The sequence below is a fragment of the Xanthomonas sp. NCPPB 3200 genome, from assembly GCF_056393585.1.
Map to the genome: position 1 here is coordinate 3964155 of NZ_CM150785.1, position 25281 is coordinate 3989435.

The 25281-nt window shown below is 67.6% G+C and carries 10 protein-coding genes; 1 reads left to right on the forward strand and 9 read right to left on the reverse strand.

The window, feature by feature from the left end; all coding sequences use genetic code 11:
* Positions 1–137: 137 nt before the first annotated feature.
* The 8 genes from gspE to xerD form a co-directional block, all read right to left on the reverse strand.
* Positions 138–1865 (reverse strand): type II secretion system ATPase GspE, encoded by a 1728-nt coding sequence (gspE, locus tag AC06DU_RS17030; protein ID WP_046344335.1) that lies wholly within the window; start codon positions 1863–1865, stop codon positions 138–140.
* Positions 1866–1994: 129 nt separating this feature from the next.
* Positions 1995–3878, reverse strand: a complete 1884-nt coding sequence (locus AC06DU_RS17035) for a diffusible signal factor-reguated S8 family serine peptidase (protein WP_016901936.1) — start codon at positions 3876–3878, stop codon at positions 1995–1997.
* Between the two features lie 221 nt (positions 3879–4099).
* The gene (locus AC06DU_RS17040) at positions 4100–10627 is read right to left on the reverse strand and encodes an ESPR-type extended signal peptide-containing protein (RefSeq protein WP_478202888.1); all 6528 of its coding nucleotides are present in this window, start codon (positions 10625–10627) and stop codon (positions 4100–4102) included.
* Between the two features lie 546 nt (positions 10628–11173).
* Positions 11174–13054, reverse strand: coding sequence for a S8 family peptidase (locus AC06DU_RS17045; protein ID WP_478202889.1), 1881 nt, complete (start codon positions 13052–13054; stop codon positions 11174–11176).
* Between the two features lie 83 nt (positions 13055–13137).
* On the reverse strand, positions 13138–17106 hold the full coding sequence (locus AC06DU_RS17050; RefSeq protein WP_478202890.1) for a YadA-like family protein: 3969 nt from the start codon (positions 17104–17106) through the stop codon (positions 13138–13140).
* 746 nt (positions 17107–17852) lie between these two features.
* The gene (gene purL / locus AC06DU_RS17055; protein ID WP_478202891.1) at positions 17853–21899 is read right to left on the reverse strand and encodes a phosphoribosylformylglycinamidine synthase; all 4047 of its coding nucleotides are present in this window, start codon (positions 21897–21899) and stop codon (positions 17853–17855) included.
* 389 nt (positions 21900–22288) lie between these two features.
* A complete protein-coding gene (locus AC06DU_RS17060) occupies positions 22289–23092 on the reverse strand; it encodes a DsbC family protein (protein WP_016902881.1) in 804 nt (267 codons plus the stop codon).
* A 135-nt stretch (positions 23093–23227) separates the two neighbouring features.
* Positions 23228–24199, reverse strand: a complete 972-nt coding sequence (gene xerD / locus AC06DU_RS17065; protein ID WP_478202892.1) for a site-specific tyrosine recombinase XerD — start codon at positions 24197–24199, stop codon at positions 23228–23230.
* Positions 24200–24386: 187 nt separating this feature from the next.
* Here xerD and AC06DU_RS17070 point away from each other — a divergent pair, with 187 nt between their 5' ends.
* Positions 24387–24848, forward strand: a complete 462-nt coding sequence (locus AC06DU_RS17070) for an RDD family protein (protein ID WP_104595074.1) — start codon at positions 24387–24389, stop codon at positions 24846–24848.
* 130 nt (positions 24849–24978) lie between these two features.
* On the opposite strand, the gene AC06DU_RS17075 is transcribed toward AC06DU_RS17070, so the two are convergent.
* Entirely contained in the window at positions 24979–25278 is a 300-nt protein-coding gene (locus tag AC06DU_RS17075) for a hypothetical protein (RefSeq protein ID WP_054592485.1), read from the reverse strand.
* Positions 25279–25281: the final 3 nt, after the last annotated feature.

Below are 25281 nucleotides of genomic sequence, written 5' to 3' on the forward strand. Positions count from 1 at the left end.
TTCGGGAACCGGGAAATGCAGGAGCCTGCGCTGCGTTGGCGCCACCGCGCGCGCGCGTGCGCGACGCGTTGCCGGGACCTTGCCCTGCTTATCTTCCGATCCTGAGCATCCGATGCTCGTTGTGGCTCCGTTGACTCTCACGCATCCTCCGTCACGCGCAGCACTTCTTCGATGGTGGTCTCGCCGCGCAAGGCCTTGGACAGGCCGTCCTCGTACATGGTGCGCATGCCGGCGTTGCGGGCCAGTTGTTCGATCTCGCCCATGCCGGCGCGGCGCATCACCGCGCGCCGCAGTTCGTCGTTCATCACCAGGAATTCGACGATGGTGGTGCGGCCCAGGTAACCGGTCGGCGCGGCAGCCGAGGCACGCGGACGATACAGGTAGATCTCGCCGTCAGGTTGCAGCCGGCGCAGATTGAAGCGTTCGATTTCTTCCGGCGATGCCAGATAACGCTCGGCGTTGGCCAGGTCGAGTTTGCGCACCAGGCGCTGCGCCAGGATGCCGTTGATGGTGGAGGTGAGCAGATAGTCTTCCACGCCCATGTCGAGCAGACGGGTGATGCCGCCGGCCGCGTTGTTGGTGTGCAGCGTGGACAGCACCAGATGGCCGGTGAGCGCGGACTGGATCGCGATGCGCGCGGTTTCCAGATCGCGCATTTCGCCGATCATGATGATGTCCGGATCCTGACGCACGATGCTGCGCAGCGCGTTGGCAAAATCCAGCCCGATCTGCGGTTTGGCCTGGATCTGGTTGATGCCTTCGATCTGGTATTCCACCGGGTCCTCGACGGTGATGATCTTCACGTCCGAGGTGTTGAGCTGGCTCAACGCGGTGTACAGCGTGGTGGTCTTGCCCGAACCGGTCGGGCCGGTCACCAGCATGATGCCGTGCGGTTGCTCCAGCACCTTGCGGAACTGCGGCAGAAACTCTTCGGTGAAGCCGAGCTTGTAGAAGTCGAATACCACCGTTTCGCGATCGAGCAGGCGCATCACCACGCTCTCGCCGTGCGCGGTGGGTACGGTGCTGACACGCAGATCCAGCTCCTTGCCCTGCACGCGCAACATGATGCGGCCGTCCTGCGGCAGCCGGCGTTCGGCGATGTTGAGCTTGGCCATGATCTTGATGCGGCTGATCACCGCAGCGGTGAGCTTGGCCGGCGGGCTTTCGCCTTCCACCAGCACACCGTCCACGCGGTAACGCACCTTGAGCCGGCTCTCGAACGGTTCGATATGGATGTCCGATGCGCGCAGCTCCACCGCGTGCTGGATCACCAGATTCACCAGCCGGATCACCGGCGCTTCGGACGCCAGGTCGCGCAGCGCTTCGATATCGTCGCTGCTGTTGGCATCGCCATCGGCGGTTTCCACGATGGTGCCCATCGCGCTGCGGCCCTGGCCGTACCAGCGTTCGATCAGGTCATCGATTTCCGAGCGCAGGCCGACCTGCAGCAACAACGGGCAACCGGTCGCAAGCCGCACCGCGTCGATCGCGTAATCGTCGTAGGGATCGGCGATCCACAACTCCAGCCGGCCATCGCGTTCGCCGACCGGGCATAGATGAAATTGTTTGAGGAAGCGCAGCGACAGCCCCTGCACTTCCGGCAGCATTTCCGGTGGGGTATCGCCGAGCTGGCGTGCATCCACCAGCGGCAGACCCAGCACATCGGCGCAGGTCTCCGCATGATCGCGTTCGGACACCAGGCCCAGACGGCCCAGCAAGGCCAGCAGGCCCATACCGGATTCGGTCTGCAACTGGCGCGCGCGCAGCAGATCGGTGTCTTTCAGACGACGGCGTTCAAGCAGCGCTTCGACGATGCGTGTCTCCGCACTGCGATGCTCAATTGGATCGACGGCAACCGCGTTCACACTCGTCTCCACTGGTCCGGCGCCGACTGTAGCAGTTTGCCGCGACGATCAACCGTACGCATCTGAATCGCCCTGAAAAACGATGCCCCCGGTGATTGGCCGGGGGCATCGGTCACACTATGAGACGGCTTACTGTCGTGCGACGAGCGTCAGCTTCGCGTAGTCGGCAGCGCCCACCAACTTGATGTAGTAGGTGCCGGCCTTGGGGGCAGTGAAACGCACGGTTTCGCTGTTGCCCGGGCGGGTCGACTTGGCGTCGTAACTGGTGGCGCTAGGCTCGGCTTCATGGCTGACGTATACCGACACATCGCCGGTGCCGCCATAGGTCATGAAGCTGAGCACGGCACCGGCCTTGGCTTCGAAGCTGTACAGCGTGGAACTGGCGTAAGCACCGCTCAGGCCGGTCAACGGGGCCTTGTTGGTCAGGGCGATGGCGGTCGGCGCGCAGCTCTCGGTGGCCGGATCGCAGGGCTCCACCAGCACCGCTTCCAATGCGGCCTTGGCATCGACGATGCCGCTGCCGATCGGGGTGCTGGCCGGCGGGGTCACCGGGAAGCGACGGCTGGTCTGCTTGAGCAGGGCTTCCACCGCGGCCGGGGTCAGCGGGCCATCGCCCAGACCGATCGCCGCGCTCTGCACCAGGGCGACGACACCGGCCACGTGCGGCGATGCCATCGAGGTGCCACCCAAGCCCATATAGGTATAGGTTCCCGAGGTCGGCGTGGTCGCACCGGTGTAGCCGGCCTGCCAGATGTAACCGCCCGGATTGCCGTCCACGCTGCCACCGCCGCCCGGGCCGGACAGGTCGACCTTGCTGCCGTAGTTGGAGTAGTAGGTGATGCCGCCGGTGATGCGTGTGGCACCCACGGTGATGGTGTTGTTGCAGCTGGCCGGCGAATGGTTGGCCGCATCTTCGCCGCTGTTGCCGGCCGCTACCACCACGGTGGTGCCGCGCGCGACCGCGCCGTTGATCGCCAGCTGGGTGGCCGAATCGCAGGGCTCGCCGCCGCCCAGGCTCATGTTGATCACCTCGGCCGGGTTGGTGTTGGCCGGCACGCCAGCGACCGTGCCGCCGGACGCCCAGACGATCGCATCGGCGATGTCGGAGGTGTAGCCGCCGCAACGGCCGAGCACGCGCACCGGCAGGATGGTCGCCTTCGGCGCCACGCCAGCCATGCCCACACCGTTATTGGTCGCCTCGGCCACGGTGCCCGAGACGTGGGTGCCGTGCCAGGAGCTCTCCTGTGCCACCGAGCCGTCATAGCAGACGTTGTCGGCCTCTTCCCAGTCGCCGTAATCCAGCGCGCCCGGCACGCGGGCATCGGTGGGACGACGCGAGACTTCGGCATCGGTGATGAAGTCGTAACCCTGCAGCAGGTTGCCGGCAAAGTCGGGATGGCCCGGCAGGATGCCGGTATCCAGCACTGCCACCACCACGCCCGCGCCCTGCGACAGATCCCAAGCGGCCGGCGCATTGATGCCGCCGTTGGGGTTGCTCAGATGCCACTGGTACTGCGCGTACAGCGGGTCATTGGGGACCAGTTGCGGGGTCACGTCAGTGGCGGCGACGCTCTTCTTGATGTCGACCGGGCGCAGCATGCGATCGATCTGCACGTCGGCCACGGACGGGTCGTTCTTGAGCTCGACCACCACCTTGTCCACCTGGGCGGTGGTCAGCGTGCTGGACAGCTTGATCAGGTCCGAGCCGATGCCGAGCTTGCGCACATACGTCGCCTTGGCGGCGGCTGCGCTGCTGCGTGCGCCGGTGCTCGCACCGACACGGCCGACCGCGGCCTGCACCGCGCTCAGCTTGCTGGCGCGATCGGTCGCCGCAGCAGTGTTGTCCTTGTAGCGCACGATCAGGCGGCTACTGAACGCAGCGCCGGCCGATGCTGCCTGGGTCGGTTCCTTGACCAGCAGTTTCGGGGCAGCAGCGAGCGTGCCCGATGCACCGAGTGCCATCATCAGGATGGCGCCGGTCAGCGGGGAGAGACGGAAATTCTTGTCGATCACGGTGAAGTCCTCTTCGTGTTTTTCGTCGATCAGCTGGGAGCGGCTTCCGAACTGCGGCGCAACTGCGGTGCAGTGCGCTGCGTTCGATCAGCCACTCCTGGTAAGGCCATCACTCCATCGAATCCGTTGGCCGGCCCAGCCACGGTCCTTGCCCGCCCCCTCAGGCCTTGCTCTGGCGCGGCGGCGCACATCGGCGCCGCCGCGTGTCATGCAGCAGCGCGTTACCAGCCGAAGCCGGCACCCACACCGATCGAACTGTCGTCACCGCTGAGTGCGCCGCCCACCGTCAGGGTGGCGCGCGGGCTGATCGCACGCTGATAGCCCACCGACAACGCCGATTCGCCGTTCTGGAAACCGACGCCGGCACCGACGCGGTTCTGCGTGGCGATGCCACCGACGCTGGCGGCCATGTTCAACATCGCCGAGCTCATCGCGCCCTGACGATCCAGGCGGCGGTTCTGCCTGCGCAGACGGTCTTCGATGTCACCCTGATAGGTCTCGAAGCTGTCGGCCATCGCGTTGTAGCGGCTGTCGGTATAGCTGTTGGCCGCGGCAACGCCGTTGTCCAGCTGCCCCTTGTTGACCGCATCGGTGGCTCGCGTGCCGGCGGCCACATTGGCCACCTGACGCTCACCGCCGACGCTGCCCACCGACACCGTGTTGGCACGATCGGCAACCGACCCTTGCCCCAGCGCGACCGCACCTTGCGCACTGGCACGTGCACCCTGGCCGATCGCCGTGCCGGAGGCCGCACTGACCTGCGCGCCTTCGCCCATCGCCACCGCATTGGTCGCCACCGCAGCAATCTGCGTATTGGCGCCGACCGCGGTGCTGCCATCGGCATTGACGCGTGCGTTGCTGCCGATCGCGGTGTCGTTGGGGCCATGCGCATATGCGCTGCCGCCGATCGCCGTGCCGGTCACGTGGTTGGCCACTGCGGCCGTGCCAACGGCGGTGGATGTTACAGCCGGGGTGATGCTGCCGACCACTGCGGCGGTCGGCGTGCCCTGCACGCCTGCGCCGGTATCGGCAACGGCATTGCTCGATGCGCTCACTGCGCTCGCAGCCACTGCAGGCACCCCTGCAGTGCGCAGCGACAGCGTGCGTGCCGCGGTGCTGGCCGTTGCGGTACCACCGCGTGCATCCAGCTCGGTGACCTTGCTGTCCAACGCGGTCAATGCTGCACCGACGTTGTTGTAGCTGGCACCCTGGATCACGTAGGTCGGCGCGACGAACACGCCCTGCGCACCGATCGCCGCGCCACCGCCGAGGAAGCTGGCGGCGTTGCTGAGCGACTGGAACAGCTGGCCGCCGTTGATCGCATCGGTACTGGCACCGGCAATCGCACCGTTGCCGACATTGACGATGCGGCGCGTGGCCGGGCCGCCGCGGCCATCGCCGCTACCGACCGAGACCACGTTGGCGTCGTAGGTACGCGAGCCCGAGCCCAACGCCACCGAGTCGGCACCGCTGGCACCGGCATTGGCACCCAGCGCCACCGCATTGGCACCGCTCTGGCGCACGAAGGAGTTGTAGCCCAACGCCACACCGTTTTCGCCGATGGAATTGGTCTGCCGGCCCATCGCGGTGCTGTTCACGCCGCTGGCGCTGCTGTCCACACCCATGGCGCTGGCGCCGGTGGCCGAGGCGCGGCTGCCGGAGGCGATCGCCACGCTGCGTGCGCCGCTGGCGGTTGCGCCGGCGCCCGCCGCAGTGGCGCGATCACCGGTTGCGCTGGCCACCCCTTCACCGGTGGTTTGCACCATGCCGGTGGTGGTCTGCACATCGGCCGCCAGGGCATCCAGCTGGCCCTTGTTGACCGCATCGGTCGCCGCCTGGCCGTCGCTGACATTGACGATGCGACGCGTGGCCGGACCGCCGCGGCCATTGCCGCTGCCGATCGACACCGTGTCGGCTTCGTAGGTGCGCGAGCCCGAACCCAGCGCCACCGAATCGGCACCGGTCGCACCGGCGTTGGCACCGAGGGCCACACCATTGACCGCGCTCTGGCGCACGAACGAGTTGTAGCCCACCGACACCGCGTTCTCGCCGATCGCATTGACCTGACGACCGACACCGGTGCTGTTGATGCCGGTTGCCGATGCATCCACACCGACCACGCTGGCGCCGACCGCATCGGCGCGGCTGTTGCCACCCAGGGCCAGCGTATTGTCGGCAAGGGCCGCCGCGCTCTGACCGAGCGCGGTGGCATTGACGCCGTCGGCATACGAATTCCAGCCGATCGCGGTGGTGTAGTCGGCCGTGGCCCACGCACCCGCACCGAATGCAGCAGCGCCGGTGCCGGAAGCACGCGCCGGGATGAAGCCGAAGAACGTGCTGCCGCCGACGGCCACGCTTTCTTCGCCGGTGGCTTCGCTGAATTCACCCACGGCCACTGCACTAGCGCCGGAGGCCAGTGCGGCGGCACCCACGGCGGTGCTGTAGTCGCTGGACGCCACCGCACCATAGCCCAGCGCCGACGACAGCCTGCCGCTGGATTCGCTGTAGCCACCGAAGGCGGCGCTGCCGACATTGGAGGCAGTGCTGCGGAAACCGGCCGCGGTGGCCTGGTTGTCCGATGCCACCGCTTCGCTGCCGAGCGCGGTCGCATAGGTCGAAATCGCCTGCGCGCCGGCACCGTTTGCGCTGGCGCCGACATCGCTGGCCAGGGCATTGCTGCCGACGGCGCTGCTGTTTTCGCCGGTGGCCTGGGCGTTGTTGCCCACCGCCGCTGCGCCGGTTCCGCTGGCCAGCGCACTCACGCCAACCGCCGTTGCGTTATCGACCACCGCCTGCGCACCGGCACCCAACGCCGTGGCGCCGGTACCGGTGGCATTGGCGCCCTCGCCTGCGGCCAGGGCGTTGTCGCCCTCGACGTAGGCGCCGGCATCGCTGTCATCGCTGCCGCTGGCCTGGAAGTACTTGCTGGTGGATTGCGCGGTTTCGGCAACGGCGTTGAGCTGATCCAGATTCACCGCGTCGGTGCCCTGCGTACCGGCGGCCACGTTGGTGATCTGACGCTCGTTGCCGGCGCTGCCCACCGAGACCGCAAAGTCGCGATCGGCCACCGAATCGGCGCCCAGCGCCACGCTGCCTTCGCCGGTGGATTCGGCAAAATTGCCGAGCGCGGTGCTGTTGAGGCCCGGTGCCCATGCCGCGCCGCCGAGCGCGGTGGAGAAGTCGCCGGAGGCTTCGGTCGGCAACAGGCCGAGCAGGGCGCCACCGACCGACACGCTGTTGTAGCCGCTGGCCACGCTGCCCTGGCCGGCCGCAACGCTGTAGTCGCCGGTTGCGGTGGCATCGCCACCCACGGCCACGGTATTGGAGCCGCTGGCGGTGCTGAAATTGCCCAGCGCGGTGCTGTTGAAACCGGTCGCACTGGAATAGCCGCCCAAGGCGGTGGAGTAGTTGGAGGTGGCCTCGGCACCGAAGCCGAACGCCGCCGCGCTGGTGCCATCGGCCACGCTTTCTGCGCCGACCGCAGTGGCCGACTCGCCACTGGCGCTGGCGAAATAGCCCACCGCGGTGGTTTCGCTGCCATCGGCCACGCTCAGCGTGCCGGCAGCCAGGGAACCATCGCCATACGCACCTGCCGCTGCACCCAGCGCGGTACTCTGCGCGCCGGCGGCTTCGCTCTCGCCACCCACAGCCACCGCGTAATCGCCGCTGGCCTGACTGAAGGCGCCGTTGGCAATGCTGCCGTAGCCACTGGCAGCGGCGTTGTAACCGGCTGCATTGGCGTACTGCGCGGTGGCGCTGGCACCGCTGCCGATGGCGACGGCGCCGATCGCAGTGGCCTGGCTGCTGGAGCCGAACGCGCTGCTGTAATCGCCGTCCGCAGTGGCGTTGGAGCCGGCTGCAGTGGCGTCCTCGCCCTGCGCATCGGCCGTGCCGGTGCCGGTGCCGGCAAACAGACGCGCAGTGGTTTCGGCGGTTTCGCCGACTGCGTTGAGCTGATCCAGGTTCACCGCATCGGTGCCCTCGGTACCGGCGGCGACATTGGTGATCTGGCGCTCGCCACCGGCGCTGCCGACCGCCACCGTATTGTCGCGATCGGCAACCGCGCCGGCGCCCAGCGCAACACTGTTGTCGGCGTAGGCCACGCTGTCGGTACCCAGTGCCGTGCTGCCCTGGCCCCACGCCACGCTGGCCACACCCACCGCAGTGGATGCAGCACCGTTGGCAAGGCTTTCATAACCGAGTGCGGTCGCGCCGCGCCCGCTGGCGATACTGCTGGCACCCAGCGCCGTGCTGTTATCGGCGAGCGCCGACGCATCGGAACCTGCCGCAACGCTGTCGGCGCCTTCGGCAATTGCGGTGCCGTCACCGGTGGCGACGAACGTGCGCGCGGTGTTGGCGGCGCCATCGGATACTGCCGTGAGCTGATCCAGATTGACCGCATCGGTGCCTTCGGTACCGGCAGCGACATTGGTGATCTGACGCTCGCCGCCAACCGTGCCCACCGACACCGTGCTGGCGCGATCGGCCACTGCGCCGACGCCGAGCGCAACGCTGTTGTCGACCGCAATCCGTGCGCCGTCGCCGATCGCAATGCTGTCTGCGCCTTCGACGACTGCCTCGGTGCCCAGCGCAATGCTGCGATCGCCATACCCGACTGACTGCGAACCGATGGCGATTGCACGCCCACCGCCGGCATAGGCGTTGTCGCCGATGGCGACCGAAACGCTGCCACTGGCGGCCGAGGTGATGCCCACCGCGACGCTGCCCGCACCGTAGGCGGTGCTTTCCGCACCCACTGCGGTGCTGGTATCGCCCCAGGCCACGCTGGCAAAGCCGAGCGCGGTGGATTCGAGGCCGTTGGCGATGCTTTCGAAACCGATCGCAGTACCGCCACGACCATTGGCCACGCTGGTGCCGCCGACTGCAGTGCCATAGAAGCCCGATGCCGTGCTGTCGGCACCCACGGCGGTGGCATAGCGGTCGCTGGCGATACTGTTGAAGCCGAGCGCGGTGGCATTGTTGACATTGGCCACCGCACCACTGCCGACCGCAGTGGTGTTGACCGCTGACGCCAGGCTGCTCGAACCCAGCGCAGTGCTGTAATCCTCGTAAGCCGATGCATTGGAACCGGCCGCAATGCTGTCCACGCCTTCGGCAATCGCGGTGCCATCGCCGGTGGCCACGAACGTGCGCGCGGTGGTGGCGGCGACGTCGGACACGGCGGTGAGCTGATCGAGATTGACCGCATCGCTGCCTTCGGTACCGGCGGCGACGTTGGTGATCTGACGCTCGTCGCCAGCCGCACCCACCGACACGGTGTTGGCGCGCGTGGCCACCGAATTGGCGCCCAAGGCCACCGAGTTGGCGCCGCGTGCGGTGCTGTAGTAACCCAGCGCGGTGCTCAGCTCGCCGCTGGCCCAGGATTCCGGGCCGACTGCCGTGGCACCTTCGCCAGGTGCATAGGCGAAGTAACCCACCGCGGTGGCTTCGGTGCCGGAGGCTTCGCTGAGCGTGCCCACTGCCGTGGTGTAGCTGCCCGATGCGATCGCACCGGCGCCGAGCGCGGTGGAGGCTTCGCCGCTGGCCTGGGTCTGTACGAAGAAACCCAGACCCGGGATGTAATCGACCGGACCACCGACAGCGGTGCTGCTGGTGCCGCTGGCGCTGGTCTGCGTGCCCACGGCGGTGGCGTAATCGCCTGCCGCATTGGCCACCGCACCGAACGCGGAAGACTGCGTCCCGGCCGCATACGCACCGACGCCGAACGACGAGGCGGCGAAGCCATCGGCATTGGCGCTGGCGCCGACTGCGGTTCCGCCGACGCCAGCACTGGTGGCGCCGGTGGTGACCGGCACGCCGCCGTTGGTGACCAACGGCTCGCCGTCTTCGTCCACGGCAGCGCCGCCCACGGCCACGCTGCCAGGGCCGTTGGCCTGCGCGTTATGGCCGAATGCCGCGCTGTTCTGCCCGGATGCGAGCGCATTGGCGCCGACCGCAGTGGCATTGTCGGCCACCGCATTGGCACCGGTTCCCAGCGCAGTGGTCGCCGTGCCTACCGCATTGGCCGCATCGCCGGCAGCCAGCGCGCTATCGCCTTCGACATAGGCGCCGACGCTGTCTTCGCCCGGGGTCGCCTTGAAGAACGTGGCCGTGTCTTCGGCCACGTCGGCCACGTCGCGCAACTGCGCCACGTTGACCGCATCGGTGGCGTTGACGCCGGCGCCGACATTGGTGATGCGGCGCGTGGCCGGGCCGCCGCGCCCATTGCCGCTGCCGACCGACACCACATCGTCTTCGTGGGTGCGCGAGCCTGCGCCCAGCGCCACCGAGTTGGCACCGGTCACGCCGGCGTTTGCACCCAGCGCGACGCCGTTTTCGCCGCTCTGGCGTACGAAGCTGTTGTAGCCGATGGCCACCGCGTTCTCGCCGATCGCATTGGTCTGGCGGCCGATCGCGCTGCTGTTGACGCCGCTGGCGCTGCTGTCGGCACCGCTGGCGAGCGCACCGGTCGCGCTGGCGCGGCTGCCGGCGCCGACGGCGGTGGCATTGGCGGCAGGTGCCGACGCGCCGCGGCCGATCTCGACCGATTGCGCCATTGCAGAAAGGGGGAGTGCGATGCCGGCGCTACCCAGCGCCAGGGCGATCGCGGCAACCAGGCAACGGCTCTGGCGGCGGTCGATGAATGCGGCGGTGCTCACTGCGCCCGGGCTGTCGCCGCTGGCCAATTCCGATGCCACGGCCCACACGCCTAACGATTTGTTCCAGACCTTGCGATAAATCCGATTCATCGACGCACTGCTCCTGAATGTTGGGACTGGTTTTTTGACGAACACCCACCATCGCGAGGCGTTCCAGCCGCTGCGGTTCCCCGTGGTGATTGGCGCCATGGGCCAAATGGCGGTGCGCGGGAAGCTGCACCCTGGGTAGTCAAAAAGTGAACGCTACCCAACCATAGAACTGAGCGAAGTGTTAACAGCGGTCAAATCAGGCGTCAAGTTTTTGACAGAAAGCGAAGCTGAGCGTGCGTTTCATCACACTTCTGCTTGCTTTTATTCGTTTTTTGATAATTCTTTGGAAAACAGCGATCTAGGTCATGTCTTGAGAGACATTTCCAAGCTGAATGCGCATGTCCGCAGCAGACAAAAAAGCCCGCTGGCAGGACGCCAGCAGGCTTGGTTGCGCAAAACCGCGCGCCGAACAGGTCAGGAATCGGACCAGCGCTCCCCGCGCCGACCACTCAGCCCATCATGGTGCAGGACGAGAGCGGTTTTGCCCGTACCGTTGCGTCAGGAAACCGACGTCAGTGCCCCCCCCTCGCGCCGCCATGTGTCGGATCACTGACGCGCCAACAGGCTCACTCCATCGAAGCCGCTGCCGTCGAGCCGGATGAAATAGGTCCCGGCACGCGGTGCGGTGAAGCGCACCGTCTGGCTGGTTCCGCTGCGGCTGGACATGCCGTCGTTGTCGGTCGCGCTCGGCGCGCGGCCCAAGGCGACATACAGCGCCGCCTGCCCGCTGCCGCCGAAGCTGATGAAGCTCAGCACCGCACCCGCGTTCGCCTCGAAGGCGAATACACCGGCATCGCCGGCCACATTGGACAAGCCGCGCTCGGGCACGCTGTTGCGCAGCGTCTGGGCATCCAGCTGGCAGCCCAGATCGCCGCTGTCGCAGCGACGCAGTGCACGATCGATCGCCGCGCCGGCATCCACGATGCCGGTGCCGGCCGGCGTGCTCAACGGCAACTGCACCGGAAACGCGCGTGCACTGCGCTTGAGCAGGCGTTCCAGCGCCGCAGGTGTCAGCGGCGGCCTGCCATCGGCGATCAGCGCGCTCTGCACCAGTGCGGCAGTCCCCGCCACGTGCGGGGAGGCCATCGAGGTTCCGGCAAAGCCGGGCCCGATGTAGTCGAATTGGCCGGACGTGGGCGTGGTCTTGCCGGTGTAGCCGGTCTGCCAGATCCAGCTGCCGATCGGGCCGTCGTACAAGGTGTCGGTTGCCAGATCGCGTGCGCCACCACCGGGTGCGGCCAGATCGATCAAGCTGCCGAAATTGCTGTAGTACGCCAGGCCGCCGGTCAGGCGGGTGGCCGCCACCGACACCACATTGGCGCAGTTGGCCGGCACCGCACTGGACACATCCGAGCCATCGTTGCCGGCCGCTACCACCACGGTGGTACCACGCGACACCGCACCGTCGATCGCCGCCTGCGTGACCGAATCGCAGGGGCCAAAGCCGCCCAGGCTCATGTTGATGATTTCCGCCGGGTCGCGATTGTCCGGCACGCCCTCCACATGCCCGCCGGACGCCCACACGATGGCATCGCTGATATCCGAGAACGAACCGCCGCAGTGACCGAGCACGCGGACCGGCAGCACCTTGGCCTTGTAGGCCACACCGGCACCGCCAATGCCGTTGCCGGTGGTCTCGGCGATCGTGCCGGCCACGTGGGTGCCATGCCAGGAGCTGTCATGCGCCGCGGAAAAAATGCCGCACTCGCCGTCTTCGGCTTCCCAGTCGCCGCGGTCCAGCGCACCCGCCACGCGCGCATCGGTCGGACGTCGCGACCGGCCGGCATCGGTGATGAAGTCGTAGCCCTGCAGCAGATTGCCGGCCAGATCCGGGTGCGCCGGCAGGATGCCGGTGTCGATCACCGCCACCACCACGCCCTCGCCCTGCGCGGTCTTCCACGCCGCCGGCGCATCGATGCCGCCGACCGGATCGGTGAGATGCCATTGATTGCTCGCCAGCAGTGGATCGTTGGGCAAGCTGCCGCCGCTGCTCTGCAACGGATAGGCGCGTGCATCGATCTGTGCATGTTCCACCGCCGGATCAGCTTGCAGCTCGCGCACCAGGCGGTCGGCGTCGCTGCGACTGAGTTGCGAGGGCAACCGGATCAACTCTCCGCCCACCGCCAGGGTGCGCACATGCGTCGGCGCCGCCTGCGCGCCGCTGCGGGCGGCCGGTGCCAGGCGCACTGCCGCGCGTGATGCCGCTGCAATGATGGTGGCGGTGGACGCGGCGCCGACGTTGCGCGCGCTCACTGTGCCGCTGCGATAGGTGACGATGATGGCGTCGACCGGTGCATCGCGCATGGCCTGCACTTGTTGCGCGCTGCGCATGCCGTCTGGTGTGGCCGCGCTGGCGAGGCCGCCGGCGAGTGACAGCACGGCGCTGCAGGCAATGGCGAGGGTTCGGGAACGATGGGTCTGAATCACGCTGACGTCCTCTTCAAGATGAAATGCAAATGAGTGAGCACGCAGCCGCCGCAAGCGCAGCCGCTGCGATGGCAAGACCTGCGCTACCAGCCGAAGCCGGCACCCAGGCCGATCGACCGGTCGTCACCACTGAGTGCGCCGCCCACCGTCAAGGTGGCGCGCGGGCTGATCGCACGCTGATAGCCCACCGACAACGCCGACTCGCCGTTCTGGAAACCGACACCGGCACCGACGCGGTTCTGCGTGGCGATACCACCGACGCTGGCAGCCATGTTCAACATCGCCGAGCTCATCGCGCCCTGACGATCCAGGCGACGGTTCTGCCGACGCAGACGGTCTTCGATATCGCCCTGATAAGTCTCGAAGCTGTCGGCCATCGCGTTGTAGCGGCTGTCGGTATAGCTGTTGGCCGCGGCAACGCCGTTGTCCAGCTGGCCCTTGTTGACCGCATCGGTGGCACGCGTGCCAGCGGCCACATTGGCCACCTGACGCTCGCCGCCGACGCTGCCCACCGACACCGTGTTGGCACGATCGGCAACCGCCCCCTGACCCAGCGCGACCGCACCCTGCGCACTGGCACGCGCGCCCTGTCCGATCGCCGTGCCGGAGGCCGCACTGACCTGCGTGCCTTCGCCCATCGCCACCGCATTGGTCGCCACCGCGGCAATCTGCGTGTTGGCGCCGACCGCGGTGCTGCCATCGGCATTGACGCGCGCATTGCTGCCGATTGCGGTGTCGTTGGGGCCATGCGCATACGCGCTGCCGCCGATCGCCGTGCCGGTCACGTGGTTGGCCACTGCGGCCGTGCCAACGGCAGTGGACGTTGCAGCTGGAGTGATGCTGCCGACCGTTGCTGCGGTGGGCGTGCCTTGGAGCGCGTTGCTTGCAGCAAGCCCGCTCGCCGTTGCGGTGACGGAGGACACCGCGCTGTCGGCCACGCCGTCAATGGCCAGCGATGTCGACTGCAGGCCATCGGCTGTCGCATCCGGGGTAGTGGCGACAATCGAGGCGTCCGCAGCCGGGGCTGGCGCCGTTGCCGCACGCGCTGCAGCCGAACGCGCCGCAGCGCCAGGCGTCGCGGTACCACCACGCGCATCCAGCTCGCTGACCTTGCTGTCCAGCGCAGTCAGCGCCTCGCCCACATTGCGGTAACTGCTGCCCTGGATTACGTAGGTCGGCGCGACGAACACGCCCTGCGCACCGATCGCCGCACCACCGCCGAGGAAGCTGGCGGCATTACTCAACGACTGGAACAGCTGGCCGCCGTTGATCGCATCGGTACTGCCACCGGCAATCGCACCGTTGCCGACATTGACGATGCGGCGCGTGGCCGGGCCGCCGCGGCCATTGCCGTTGCCCACCGACACCACGTTGGCCTCGTAGCTGCGCGAACCTGCGCCCAGCGCCACCGAATCGGCACCGCTGGCACCGGCATTGGCACCGAGTGCGACGGCATCACGACCACCCTGGCGGGTAAACGCGTTGTAGCCCACTGCCAGACTGTTGTTGCCCAACGCATTTGATTGCACGCCCAATGCCACCGCCGCGCTGCCCGTTTCGCCGACGAACACACCCACGTTGGCATTGCGCCCGATCGCGATCGCATCGGGCGCATCCGCCTTGGCGTTGGTTCCCAGCGCGATATTGTCGCCATAGAGGATCGACGTATTGGCGCCGCTCCCGATCGCGATGCTCCTGCTGGAGGTGGCACGCGCGTCATAGCCGATGCCGATGCCCTCCGCGCCCTCGGCCGATGCCAATGCCCCCAGCGACACCGTGCGCGGAGCGAACGAAGCCGCGCTATGGCCGATCGCCACCGCGTCGGTATTGTTGTCGTTGGAGAACACGTTGGCGTTGTAGCCAAGCGCAACGGCGTAATCGCCGTCGCTGCGCGCACCTGCGCCGATGGCAACGCCACCGACCCGGAACGCACCCGCCGGCCTGAGCGTGGAGCTGATCAGCGACATGCCGCCGAGCGTCACGCTGCGCTCGCCGGCGGCAACCGCCAGACTGCCCACGGCAACACTGCTCTCGCCAAGACTGGAGGCATTGAAGCCCACCGCCGTGGTCATGCTCGCGTCGGCCCGCGCACCAAAACCGAAGGCCGACGCCGCCGTACTGCGCGCGGTCGAGAACGCGCCCACCGCGGTGGCGACATCATCCTGCGCACGTGCGCTGAATCCCGCCGCCATCGATTGCTCACCACTGGCCGCTGCCCCCGTGCCGACCGCGGTGGCGAAGCTGCGCGTGGCAATCGCCCCGCTGCCCAGCGCCGCTGCACCGCGCGCCTGGGCCAGGGTGGCCTGTTCCTGCGCGCCGACGATGGAACCCACCGCATCGAACACCGGCACGGACGCGACGCCACCCACTGCAACGGCCGAGGCATCGGCCGCGCTGGCGTTGCGGCCGACGGCCACGGCATCGCGCCCGAGTGCCAGACTGCCCGAGCCCAGCGCGTTGGCACCATCGCCGATCGCGTTGCTGGCGCTCCCCAGCGCCAGCGCGTTGAGTCCGTCGACATGGGCGGCGGCTTCGTCCGTATCGGTCTTGCCAATCGCCAGCGTGCTGTCGAGACGGTCGGCTACCGCACGCACGCTGTCGAGCTGGGCGACATTGACCGCATCATTTGCCTCGGTGCCTGCCGCCACGCTGGTGATCTGCCGCGTCAGCCCCGCCTGCACATCGCCAACCGATACTGTATTGCTGCGGTTCGCGTAGGAATGCGCGCCCAGTGCGACGGCGCTGGAGGCAGAGCGGTTCCAGGCATCGTCGACAAAATCGCCCACACGCGCGCCATAGCCGATCGCCACCGCGTCGATGCCATTGGTTTCGGAATCTGCACCGATCGCGGTGTTGTTGCCGTTGAACCACGAGGTGCCGGCACGTGCGCCCAACGCGATGCTGTTTTCAGTGTAGGCGGTGCTGTCGTGACCGATCGAGATACCACCATCGCCCATCGCCAAGGCGAAACCACCCAGCGACACCGTGCGTGGCGCGAACGAACCGGCGCTGTGGCCGATCGCCACTGCATCGGTATTGCCTGGCGCATTGGGAAAGATGTTGGAATCGTAGCCAATGGCAATCGCATAATCGGACTGGCTCTGCGCACCTGCGCCGAGCGCGATGCCGCCTGTTCCGGTGGCGGCGGTGATCGATCCGAAGTTGCTGATGCCACCGACCACCACGCTCTGCACGCCACTGGCCAATGCGGTATCGCCTACCGCGATACTGCTGCTGCCTTGGCTGCGCGCCCGGTAACCGAAGGCCGTGGACGTGTCTCCACTGGCACGCGAACTGTAGCCGCCGGCGGTGGAGAGAAAACCGCTTGCCGTGGATAACCCGCCGATCGCGGTGGCGCCGTCGTTGAAGGTCTGTGCGCGATAACCCAGCGCCGCGCTCTGCACGCCAGTGGCGCTGGCGCCGCTGCCAACGGCGCTGGAAAACGGATCCCCAGCCACTGCACCACCGCCGACGGCAGTGGCCCCCACACCGGACGCCTGCGTGGCCTGTTCGCGCTGCCCGATGACAAATCCGGATGCGTCGTAGTCGTAGACCGTTGCCACGCTGCCGACGGCGGTTGCCGATTCCCCTGCGGCCGACACGTTGTGTCCGATCGCGGTGGCGTCGCGCTCCAAGGCCAGGCTTCCGCCGCCGAACGCGCTGGTTCCATCGCCCAGCGCATTACTCGCATTGCCCAGTGCCAGCGCATCCTGCCCATCCGCAAACGCCGGTGCATCGGCATCGGCCGCAGGCGTTGCCGCTGCTTGCGCGCGCGCTGTTGCAGGCGCGGCGCTGTCGCTTGTCGCCGCATCGGTGTCGCAACGCCGTTGGCCTTGGACGACCGTGCAATGTGCAAGCGTGTCGGCTTGCGTGGTCGTGGCCTGGGCAACTCCAGCCATGCCGGCAAGCGCCAGCAGCATTGCCGCCGCCAGCCTGCCGCGCGCATGCCCCGCAGATCGATATAGCGCTTGATTTCCCGCATCGCGGGCAAGCCTCACCGTTCGGCGATGAGCACGCTGCTCACCACCGGCATCCAATTGAATTCGCTTCATTACCGACTGACTCCCCATTGGTCTGGCATGTAAAAACCGACCACCGTGCGATTGCATCGCACGGTCCCCCTGAGGTTTATCGAAAACGCACTCGTCCTGCTTCTGCAGCGGCAACTACCCGCGCAAAAGCATCCACGATCAATCCATAAAGTGCTGCAGAAACGCCATGAATCGAAGATTCATAACGTGGTCTGAATCTATTGAAAAACCAAAAGTTCAATTGAGATTGACGTCACACAAGCAGCATCACCAGATACTTCGACTAAATACCTAGTAGTTTTTATAGTTACTTAAAGTAAACCATGTTTCGACCTTCACTAAATGCAGTTCATCGCAACAGCGCCAATGCGACCGCAGGCGTTCGCCCCCACCAGCAACGCATGCAACGTGATGGCGACAAGCCTTGTGCTGGCCGCAAGCCAGGCTGGAAAGCCGCGTTTTTCTCGAGTGTCCTGCCGCTGCGCGCGCTGCGTGCAAGGACGTGGCTGCCATTGGCAGCTGTTGCAGGCGAGCCCGGCTCCTTGGGAGCCTGCAGTCGACCCAAACGCGGCCATGCATTTTCTTGCTCATAAAGCACCACGCATCGCCACGCCGCTCGCGGCAACGGTCGAAGGGCTCGATACCACCCCACGCAGTCGCGTAGCTCCGACACCGGAAACGACAACGGCCGTGTGCATCGCTGCACACGGCCGTCCAATGACACGGTTGGTACGGCGCTTCAGCTCACGCCACACACCTCCGCACCGTCAACCGCACCAGACCCGCGCGTTGCGGAACATGCGCAGCCACGGCGAGTCCTCGCCCCAGTCGGCCGGGTACCAGCTCAGGTTTGCCGTGCGTGGGGTGCGCTCCGGATGCGGCATCAGGATGGTGGCGCGGCCGTCGCTGCTGGTCAGCCCGGTGATGCCGTCCGGCGAGCCGTTCGGATTGAGCGGGTACTGCGATGCCACCGCGCCATCGCCATCGATGAAGCGCAGGGCCACACGGGCAGCCGCCTGATCCACCACGGTGTCGAACTCGGCGCGGCCTTCGCCATGCGCCACCGCCACCGGGATCCGCGAGCCGGCCATGCCGCGCAGGAAGATCGACGGCGACTCCACCACCTCCAGCAAGGCGGTGCGCGCTTCGAACTGCTCGCTGCGATTGCGCAAAAAGCGCGGCCAGTGCTCGGCACCGGGAATGATGTCCTTGAGCTGGCTGAGCATCTGGCAGCCGTTGCACACGCCCAACGCGAAGGTATCGCTGCGCGCAAAGAACGCGGCGAACGCATCGCGCAAGGCCGAGCGCTCCAGGATCGAGGTGGCCCAGCCACGGCCGGCACCCAGCACGTCGCCGTAGCTGAAGCCGCCGCAGGCGGCAAACCCGGAGAACTGCGCCAGATCCACGCGGCCTTCGATCAGGTCGCTCATGTGCACGTCGAACGCGCGGAAACCGGCGCGTTCGAAGTTGTAGGCCATCTCGATCTGCCCGTTGACGCCCTGCTCGCGCAGGATCGCCACCTTGGGCCGCGCACCGGTCGCCACGAACGGCGCGGCCACGTCTTCGGACGGGTCGAACACCAGCTTCGGACGCAATCCCGGCGCCTGGAAGTCGCGTGCCTGCGCGCGCTCCTCGTCGGCGGTTTCCGGGTTGTCGCGCAATTTCTGCATGGCGTGCGTCACCGACCACCAGGCGTCGAACAAGGCTTCCCAACGCCACTCGGCCAGCACCCGGCCCTGCCCGCTCACGCGGATGCGTGGCGCGCCGGTGGGGCGTGCGATGCGCTGCGCGCACTCGGTCAGCGCATGCCGCTCGACCAGATCGGCGAACGCGGCGCGGTCCTCGCTGGCGATCTGCACCACCGCACCCAGTTCTTCGTTGAACAGGCTGCGGAACGCATCGTCGCCCCAGGCATCGAGGGTGATGTCCAGGCCCTGCCGCGAGGCGAACGCCATCTCGCACAGCGCCGCAAACGCACCGCCATCGCTGCGGTCGTGGTACGCCAGCAACAGGCCGCTCTCGCGCGCCGCGCGGATCAGTTCAAAGAAGCTGCGCAGCCGCTGCGCATCGTCCAGATCCGGCACCTCGCCGCCGAACGCCGGCAATGCCGCAGCGTCGGCATACACCTGCGCCAGCACCGAACCGCCCAGGCGCTGCTTGCCGCCGCCCAACCCGATCAACCACAGCTCGCTCTCTTCGTCGCTGCGCAACAACGGCGTCAACTGCGTGCGCACATCGCCGACCGGCGCGAATGCACTGATGATCAGCGAGACCGGTGAAACGCTCTTGTGCGTTTCACCGGGAATGGGGAATGGGGAATGGGGAATGGTGGAAGCGGAGGGCTGCGGCGTTTCGCCATTCCCGATTCCCGATTCTCCATTCCCGACAACCCACTGCGCCTGCATCGACAGCGAGTCCTTGCCCACCGGCACGCTCAGTTCGAGTGCCGGGCACAGCTCCATGCCGATCGCGCGCACCGCGTCGTACAGCAGCGCGTCTTCGCCGGCGTGACCGGCGGCGGCCATCCAGTTGGCCGACAGCTTGATGCTGTCCAGCGTCTGCACCGGCGCGGCGCACAGGTTGGTGATCGCCTCGCCCACCGCCATGCGCGCCGACGCGGCGGCGTTCAACAACGCCAGCGGGGTGCGCTCGCCGATCGACATCGCCTCGCCGGCGAAGGTGTCGAAGCCGGCCAGGGTGATCGCGCAATCGGCCAGCGGCAGCTGCCACGGCCCGATCATCTGCTCGCGCGCGGTCAGGCCGCCCACGCTGCGGTCGCCGATGGTCACCAGAAAGCTCTTGGACGCCACCGTGGGATGCGCCAGCACGCGCAGGCCTGCCTGCTGCAGGTCCAGCGCGGCGGTCTGCAGCACCGGCCACTGCGGCGCCGGCGGATGCACCGCATCGCGATGCATCTTCGGTGCCTTGCCGAAGAGCACGTCCATCGGCAGGTCGATCGGGAGCGGGGAATCGGGAGTGGGGAATGGGGAATGGTGAGAAGCGACATCGGCAGCCGGCAGCGTGCTGTTGCCATTCCCGATTCCCGAATCCCGATTCCCGGCGTCGAGGACGCCATAGCCAACCACCAGCCGCTCCTCGGCCGTGGCCACGCCGACGGCGGCAAACGGGCAGCGTTCGCGCGCGCAGATGGCGGCGAATTCGTCCAGGCGTGCCTGCGGTACGCCCAGCACGTAGCGCTCCTGCGATTCGTTGCACCACAGTTCCAGCGGCGACAGTGAGGGGTCGTCGGTGAGCACGCGGCCCAGGTCGATGATGCCGCCCACGCCGGAGTCGTGCAGCAACTCGGGGATGGCGTTGGACAGGCCGCCCGCGCCCACATCGTGGAACCAGCGGATCGGGTTGTCGCTGCCCAGCGCCACGCAGCGGTCGATGACCTCCTGGCAGCGGCGCTCCATCTCCGGGTTTTCGCGCTGCACGCTGGCGAAATCCAGCGCCTCGGCACTGTCGCCGGCCGCCACCGAGCTGGCCGCACCGCCGCCCAGGCCGATCAGCATCGCCGGGCCGCCCAGCACGATCACCGCATCGCCGGGCTGCAGGCGCAGCTTCTCGACCTGATTGCGATCGATCGCGCCCAGGCCGCCGGCCAGCATGATCGGCTTGTCGTAGGCGCGGGTCAGGCCCTCACCTTCGGCAAGCTCGAAACTGCGGAAATAGCCGAGCAGGTTCGGCCGACCGAATTCGTTGTTGAACGCGGCGCCGCCGAGCGGGCCGTCGAGCATGATGTCCAGCGCCGGAGCCATGCGCGGGTTCAGCGCGCGCGGCGCCTCCCACGGCTGTGGCAGGGTCGGGATGCGCAGGTGCGACACCGTGAACCCGGTCAGCCCGGCCTTGGGCTTGCCGCCGCGGCCGGTGGCGCCTTCGTCGCGGATCTCGCCACCGGCACCGGTGGCGGCGCCGGGAAACGGCGCGATCGCGGTCGGGTGGTTATGCGTTTCGACCTTGATCGCAAACGCCGACGGCAGCACTGCCTCGGCGCGGTACTCGCCGCTGGCCGGATCCGGGCGATAGCGCGCGGCCGGCACACCTTCCACCACCGCCGCGTTGTCGCTGTAGGCCGACAAAGTGTGCTGTGGGGTCTGCTGGTGGGTGTGCTTGATCATGCGGAACAGCGAGCGTTCCTGCGGCTTGCCGTCGATGGTCCAGCTGGCATTGAAGATCTTGTGCCGGCAGTGCTCGGAATTGGCCTGGGCGAACATCATCAGCTCGACATCGGCCGGGTCGCGGCCCAGCTCGGCGAAGCGTTCGCGCAGGTAGTCGATCTCATCCTGCGCCAGCGCCAGACCGAGGTCGCGGTTGGCCTGTTCCAGCGCCGCCAGCGGCACGCGCTGCAACTGTCCGCGATCGGGCACGTTGAACAGCGCCTCGGCGGCCGCGGCCGAGCCGAGCAGCGACTGCGTCATCGGGTCGTGCAGCAGCTTGGCCACGGCGGCCTGCATCGCTTCGTCGGCCGGCCAGCCTGCCAGATCGATGCGGGTACCGCGCTCCACGCGCTGGATCGGCTGCCCGGCCCCGCGCACCAGTTCGGTGGCCTTGCTCGACCACGGCGACAAGGTGCCCAGACGCGGCACCACATAGCGCGAGGAAGCATCCTCGGCCCGCGGCGCGGGGGCGGCTTCGGCCTGCAGGATCCGCTGCAAGGTGGCCTGGTCGGGCGCTTGCCCGGCCTCGGCGCGGATGAAGTACACGTGCCAGGCGCCGGTGATGCGCAGCGCGGGAACGAGGGTTTGCAGGCGGGTTTCGAGCCGAGCGCGGCGGAACGGCGAAAGGGCGGAAGCGCCCTCGAGGACCATCATGTCCGGGGAACCGTGTCAGAAACGGGGCTGCAGATTGTAACGGAGCTGATGCGTCGGCGCCGGACCCGGCGTGGGTGGGCCGCCGATCCATGCAGTGATCATTCGCACAGCCCGGGCCGGATTAGGCGCATTCCGGCCGATGCGGCAACGGCGAAGGCGGATGGCGATGCCGTCAGGGATTGTCGCGCCCACCTGCCTTGGGGCCGGTCTCAGCGCGGTGGCAACGTCCGCAGCGCTAGCCACCACCGGTCCACCGCCGCTCTCACCGCATCAACCGTGTGCCAGCCCGCCCCTAAAACGCAGGAGGCCGGAATGCATGCATTCCGGCCTCCTGATCGATCACACCGACCGCCACAGCGGCCAGCATCCTGGCGTCGCTGCCGGATACCTCAGCGGCTGCCGCCGGCAGTGCTGACCGCGCGCTTTTCCAGCGCCTCACGCAACTGCGCCGGCGGCAGGTAGCCACCGAGCTGGGTGCCGTCCGGCGCAAAGATCGCCGGGGTGCCGTTGACGCCCAGACGCTGGCCCAGCGTGTATTCCATCGACACCGGGTTCTTGCAGTCTTTGGCATTTACCGGCTGCCCGGATTTGGCCGCAGTCAGTGCCTGCTTGCGGTCGGCGGCGCACCACACCGCGATCATTTCCTTATGGTCCTGGCTACCCAGGCCCATGCGCGGAAACGCCAGATATTCCACCGCGATCCCCTGCTTGTTGAGCTCGCCGATCTCGCTGTGCAGCTTGCGGCAGTAGCCGCATTCCACGTCGGTGAACACCGTCACGGTGTACTTGGGGTTTGCCGGCGCGAACACGATGCGGTCGGCCTTGGGCACGGTCTCCAGCTGCTTGCGGCGGTAGGCCAGCAGACCCGGGCTGGCAGCAAACTGCTTGTTCTGGATGTCGAACGGCTGCGCCTGGATCAGGTAACGGCCGTCGTCGCTGACGTACAGCACCTGCCCGCCGACCACCACTTCGCGGAAACCGGGAAACGGCGCGGCGCCGATGTAGTCCGGCTTGAAATCCGGATCCAGCGCCTTGAGCGCGACGCTCACACGCTGGTCCACATTGCCCGCAGCGGCGGGAGCAGCGGCGGCAGCTGGCTTGGCGCCGGCATTGCTTGCCGCAGGCTGCGAGGATTGCGCGCAGGCGGTAAGGCTGATTGCGCCCAGCAGCGCGGCGATGGCAAGACGATACATTCACGCATCCAGTGGAATGGGGTGCCTGGATTCTCGCACAGCGCAGATGAAGCCAGGCAGCGAGCTGGACGCTTTGTTTGCCGGCCGAGCCGTTGAATGGGCCACGGCGGGCCGCCGCGGCGCCTGCAGCCGCAGTCAGCCGCGCGGATGATGGGCGGCGTGCAGCTTCTGCAGGTGCTGACGGGCCACCAACGTATAGATCTGCGTGGTGGACAGCGAGCTGTGACCGAGCAGCATCTGCAGCGCGCGCAGGTCCGCACCGTGGTTGAGCAGATGGGTGGCAAAGCTGTGCCGCAGCCCGTGCGGGCTGACCGTGGCGGGGTCGATCCCGGCCACCGCCGCATAGCGTTTGACGAGCGCCCAGAACTGCTGGCGGCTGGGCGGCTGCCGCGCTGCATCGATGAACAACGGCACCTGCCCGTCCACTGCCGCCACCGCCTTGTGGCTGGCCAGCAGCGGGCGCGCCTGGCTCAGATACCGCTCCAGCCAGTGCTGGGATTCCTCGCCCAGCGGGACCAGCCGCTCCTTGCTGCCCTTGCCGGTGACCCGCAGCACGCCCTGGCGCAGGTTGACCCCCACCGCCGGCAGGTTGACCAGTTCGCTGACGCGCAGGCCGGCCGCATACATCAGCTCGAGCATTGCGCGGTCGCGCAGGCCCAGCGGCGTGTCGATCTCGGGCGCGGCCAACAGCGCCTCGATCTGCGTTTCGGTCAGCGCCTTGGGCAAGCTACGGGGCAACTTTGGTGGGTCGATCAGCGCCGTCGGGTCGTCGCTGCGTACCCCATCGCGCAGGCACAGCGCGTAGAACGCCCGCAGCGTCGACAATAGCCGCGCTGTGCTGCGTGGGGAGTAATTGGCCTGAGAGCGCCAGCGCAGATAGTCGAACAACGCCGCCCGATCGACACCCAGCAGGCCGCCGCCAGCACCGTCGCGCCAGCGCGCCATCCCTTCCAGGTCGCGCCGGTAACTGTCCAGGGTCTGCCGTGCCACGCCCTGCTCGGCCCATAACCGGTCCAGGAAGCGTTCGATGGCGGCGGCATCGGCGGCCTGCACCGGTGGCAGGTGTTGCGCCAGTTGGCGACGTTCGGCGGGACTGCTGGCTGACATCGCAACAGCATAGAGCGTGACATGCGATTTGCGGCGCGCCGTGTTGACCAGGCGCGAGATTGGCGGTGCGGCTTGCCTCGACGCCCCCCCCACCACATCGCTCCTGCCTCGACGCACAGGCCCGGCCCGGCGCGGGATTGCCGCAGCGCGACGTTGCCCGATCTCCTGCGCCGGCTATGCTCGCGGCATGACCTCGCCCCCTTCACCGCGCAGCGCGCGCCCGCCCGCCCTGGTGGTCTGGCGCCTGCTGGCCCTGTGCTACGACGCCTGGCCGGTCCTGGCGCTATGGATGCTGATCTCCGCCGCGTTCACGCTGGGCTTCACGCTTGCCGGGCACCCGGCCCGCGAAAACATTGCCCCCTTCAGCGGCTGGCAATGGCTGCTATGGCTGTGCTGCTGGATCGCCGCCGGGGTGTACGCCACCGTCAGCTGGCGACGGGGTGGCCAGACCCTGGGCATGCGCCCATGGCGGCTGTCGCTGGTCGGGCCGCAAGCCTCCTGGCGCGCGCTCTGGATCCGCTATGCCGTCGGCACGCTGTCGCTGGCCCTGGCTGGCGCAGGATTCTGGTGGGCCTGGCTGGACCGCGACCGCCTGGCCTGGCACGACCGCGCCAGTGGTACCCGGCTGCAGCGCACGCCCAAGCGCTGAAACGACCAGACCGGCCTCTTGCCGATCTCGACGGCAGGCGACAACGGAGTGCGGCCGTCATGCGAAGCACCCACCAGGCAACTGCTCGCGTGCAGGCAGTTAAATGCGGCGAACCGAGACGGGTGTGGACTCAATGCCCGCGTGCCGAGGGGCGCTCAATCAGCCACTGCACGGCATAGCCAAACAGATACAGCGCCACCAGAAATGGCGGAACCAACAGCAGATAGCTGTGCACCCAGGGCATATCGGTCAACCAGGCGTCAGCACCCATGGCATCAAGCACAGTCAGCTGTGGTGTCAGCGGCAACTGCAGCAATACAAAATGGCCCTTGGGGTCGCCACCAGCGTCGCTGGCCGCCCACACGCATAGAGCAGTTCCAGCGACGTATAGCAGACAGAGCACGGTTCCGAACACGCTGAACCGACGCATCGG

What these genes read in the sequence shown, in the direction of transcription:
- AC06DU_RS17040 (WP_478202888.1), bottom strand. Translation starts at nt 10,627, where the DNA reads ATGAATCGGATTTATCGCAAGGTCTGGAACAAATCGTTAGGCGTGTGG.
- AC06DU_RS17075 (WP_054592485.1), bottom strand. Translation starts at nt 25,278, where the DNA reads ATGCGTCGGTTCAGCGTGTTCGGAACCGTGCTCTGTCTGCTATACGTC.
- AC06DU_RS17070 (WP_104595074.1), top strand. Translation starts at nt 24,387, where the DNA reads ATGACCTCGCCCCCTTCACCGCGCAGCGCGCGCCCGCCCGCCCTGGTG.
- xerD (WP_478202892.1), bottom strand. Translation starts at nt 24,199, where the DNA reads ATGTCAGCCAGCAGTCCCGCCGAACGTCGCCAACTGGCGCAACACCTG.
- AC06DU_RS17060 (WP_016902881.1), bottom strand. Translation starts at nt 23,092, where the DNA reads ATGTATCGTCTTGCCATCGCCGCGCTGCTGGGCGCAATCAGCCTTACC.
- purL (WP_478202891.1), bottom strand. Translation starts at nt 21,899, where the DNA reads ATGATGGTCCTCGAGGGCGCTTCCGCCCTTTCGCCGTTCCGCCGCGCT.
- AC06DU_RS17050 (WP_478202890.1), bottom strand. Translation starts at nt 17,106, where the DNA reads ATGAAGCGAATTCAATTGGATGCCGGTGGTGAGCAGCGTGCTCATCGC.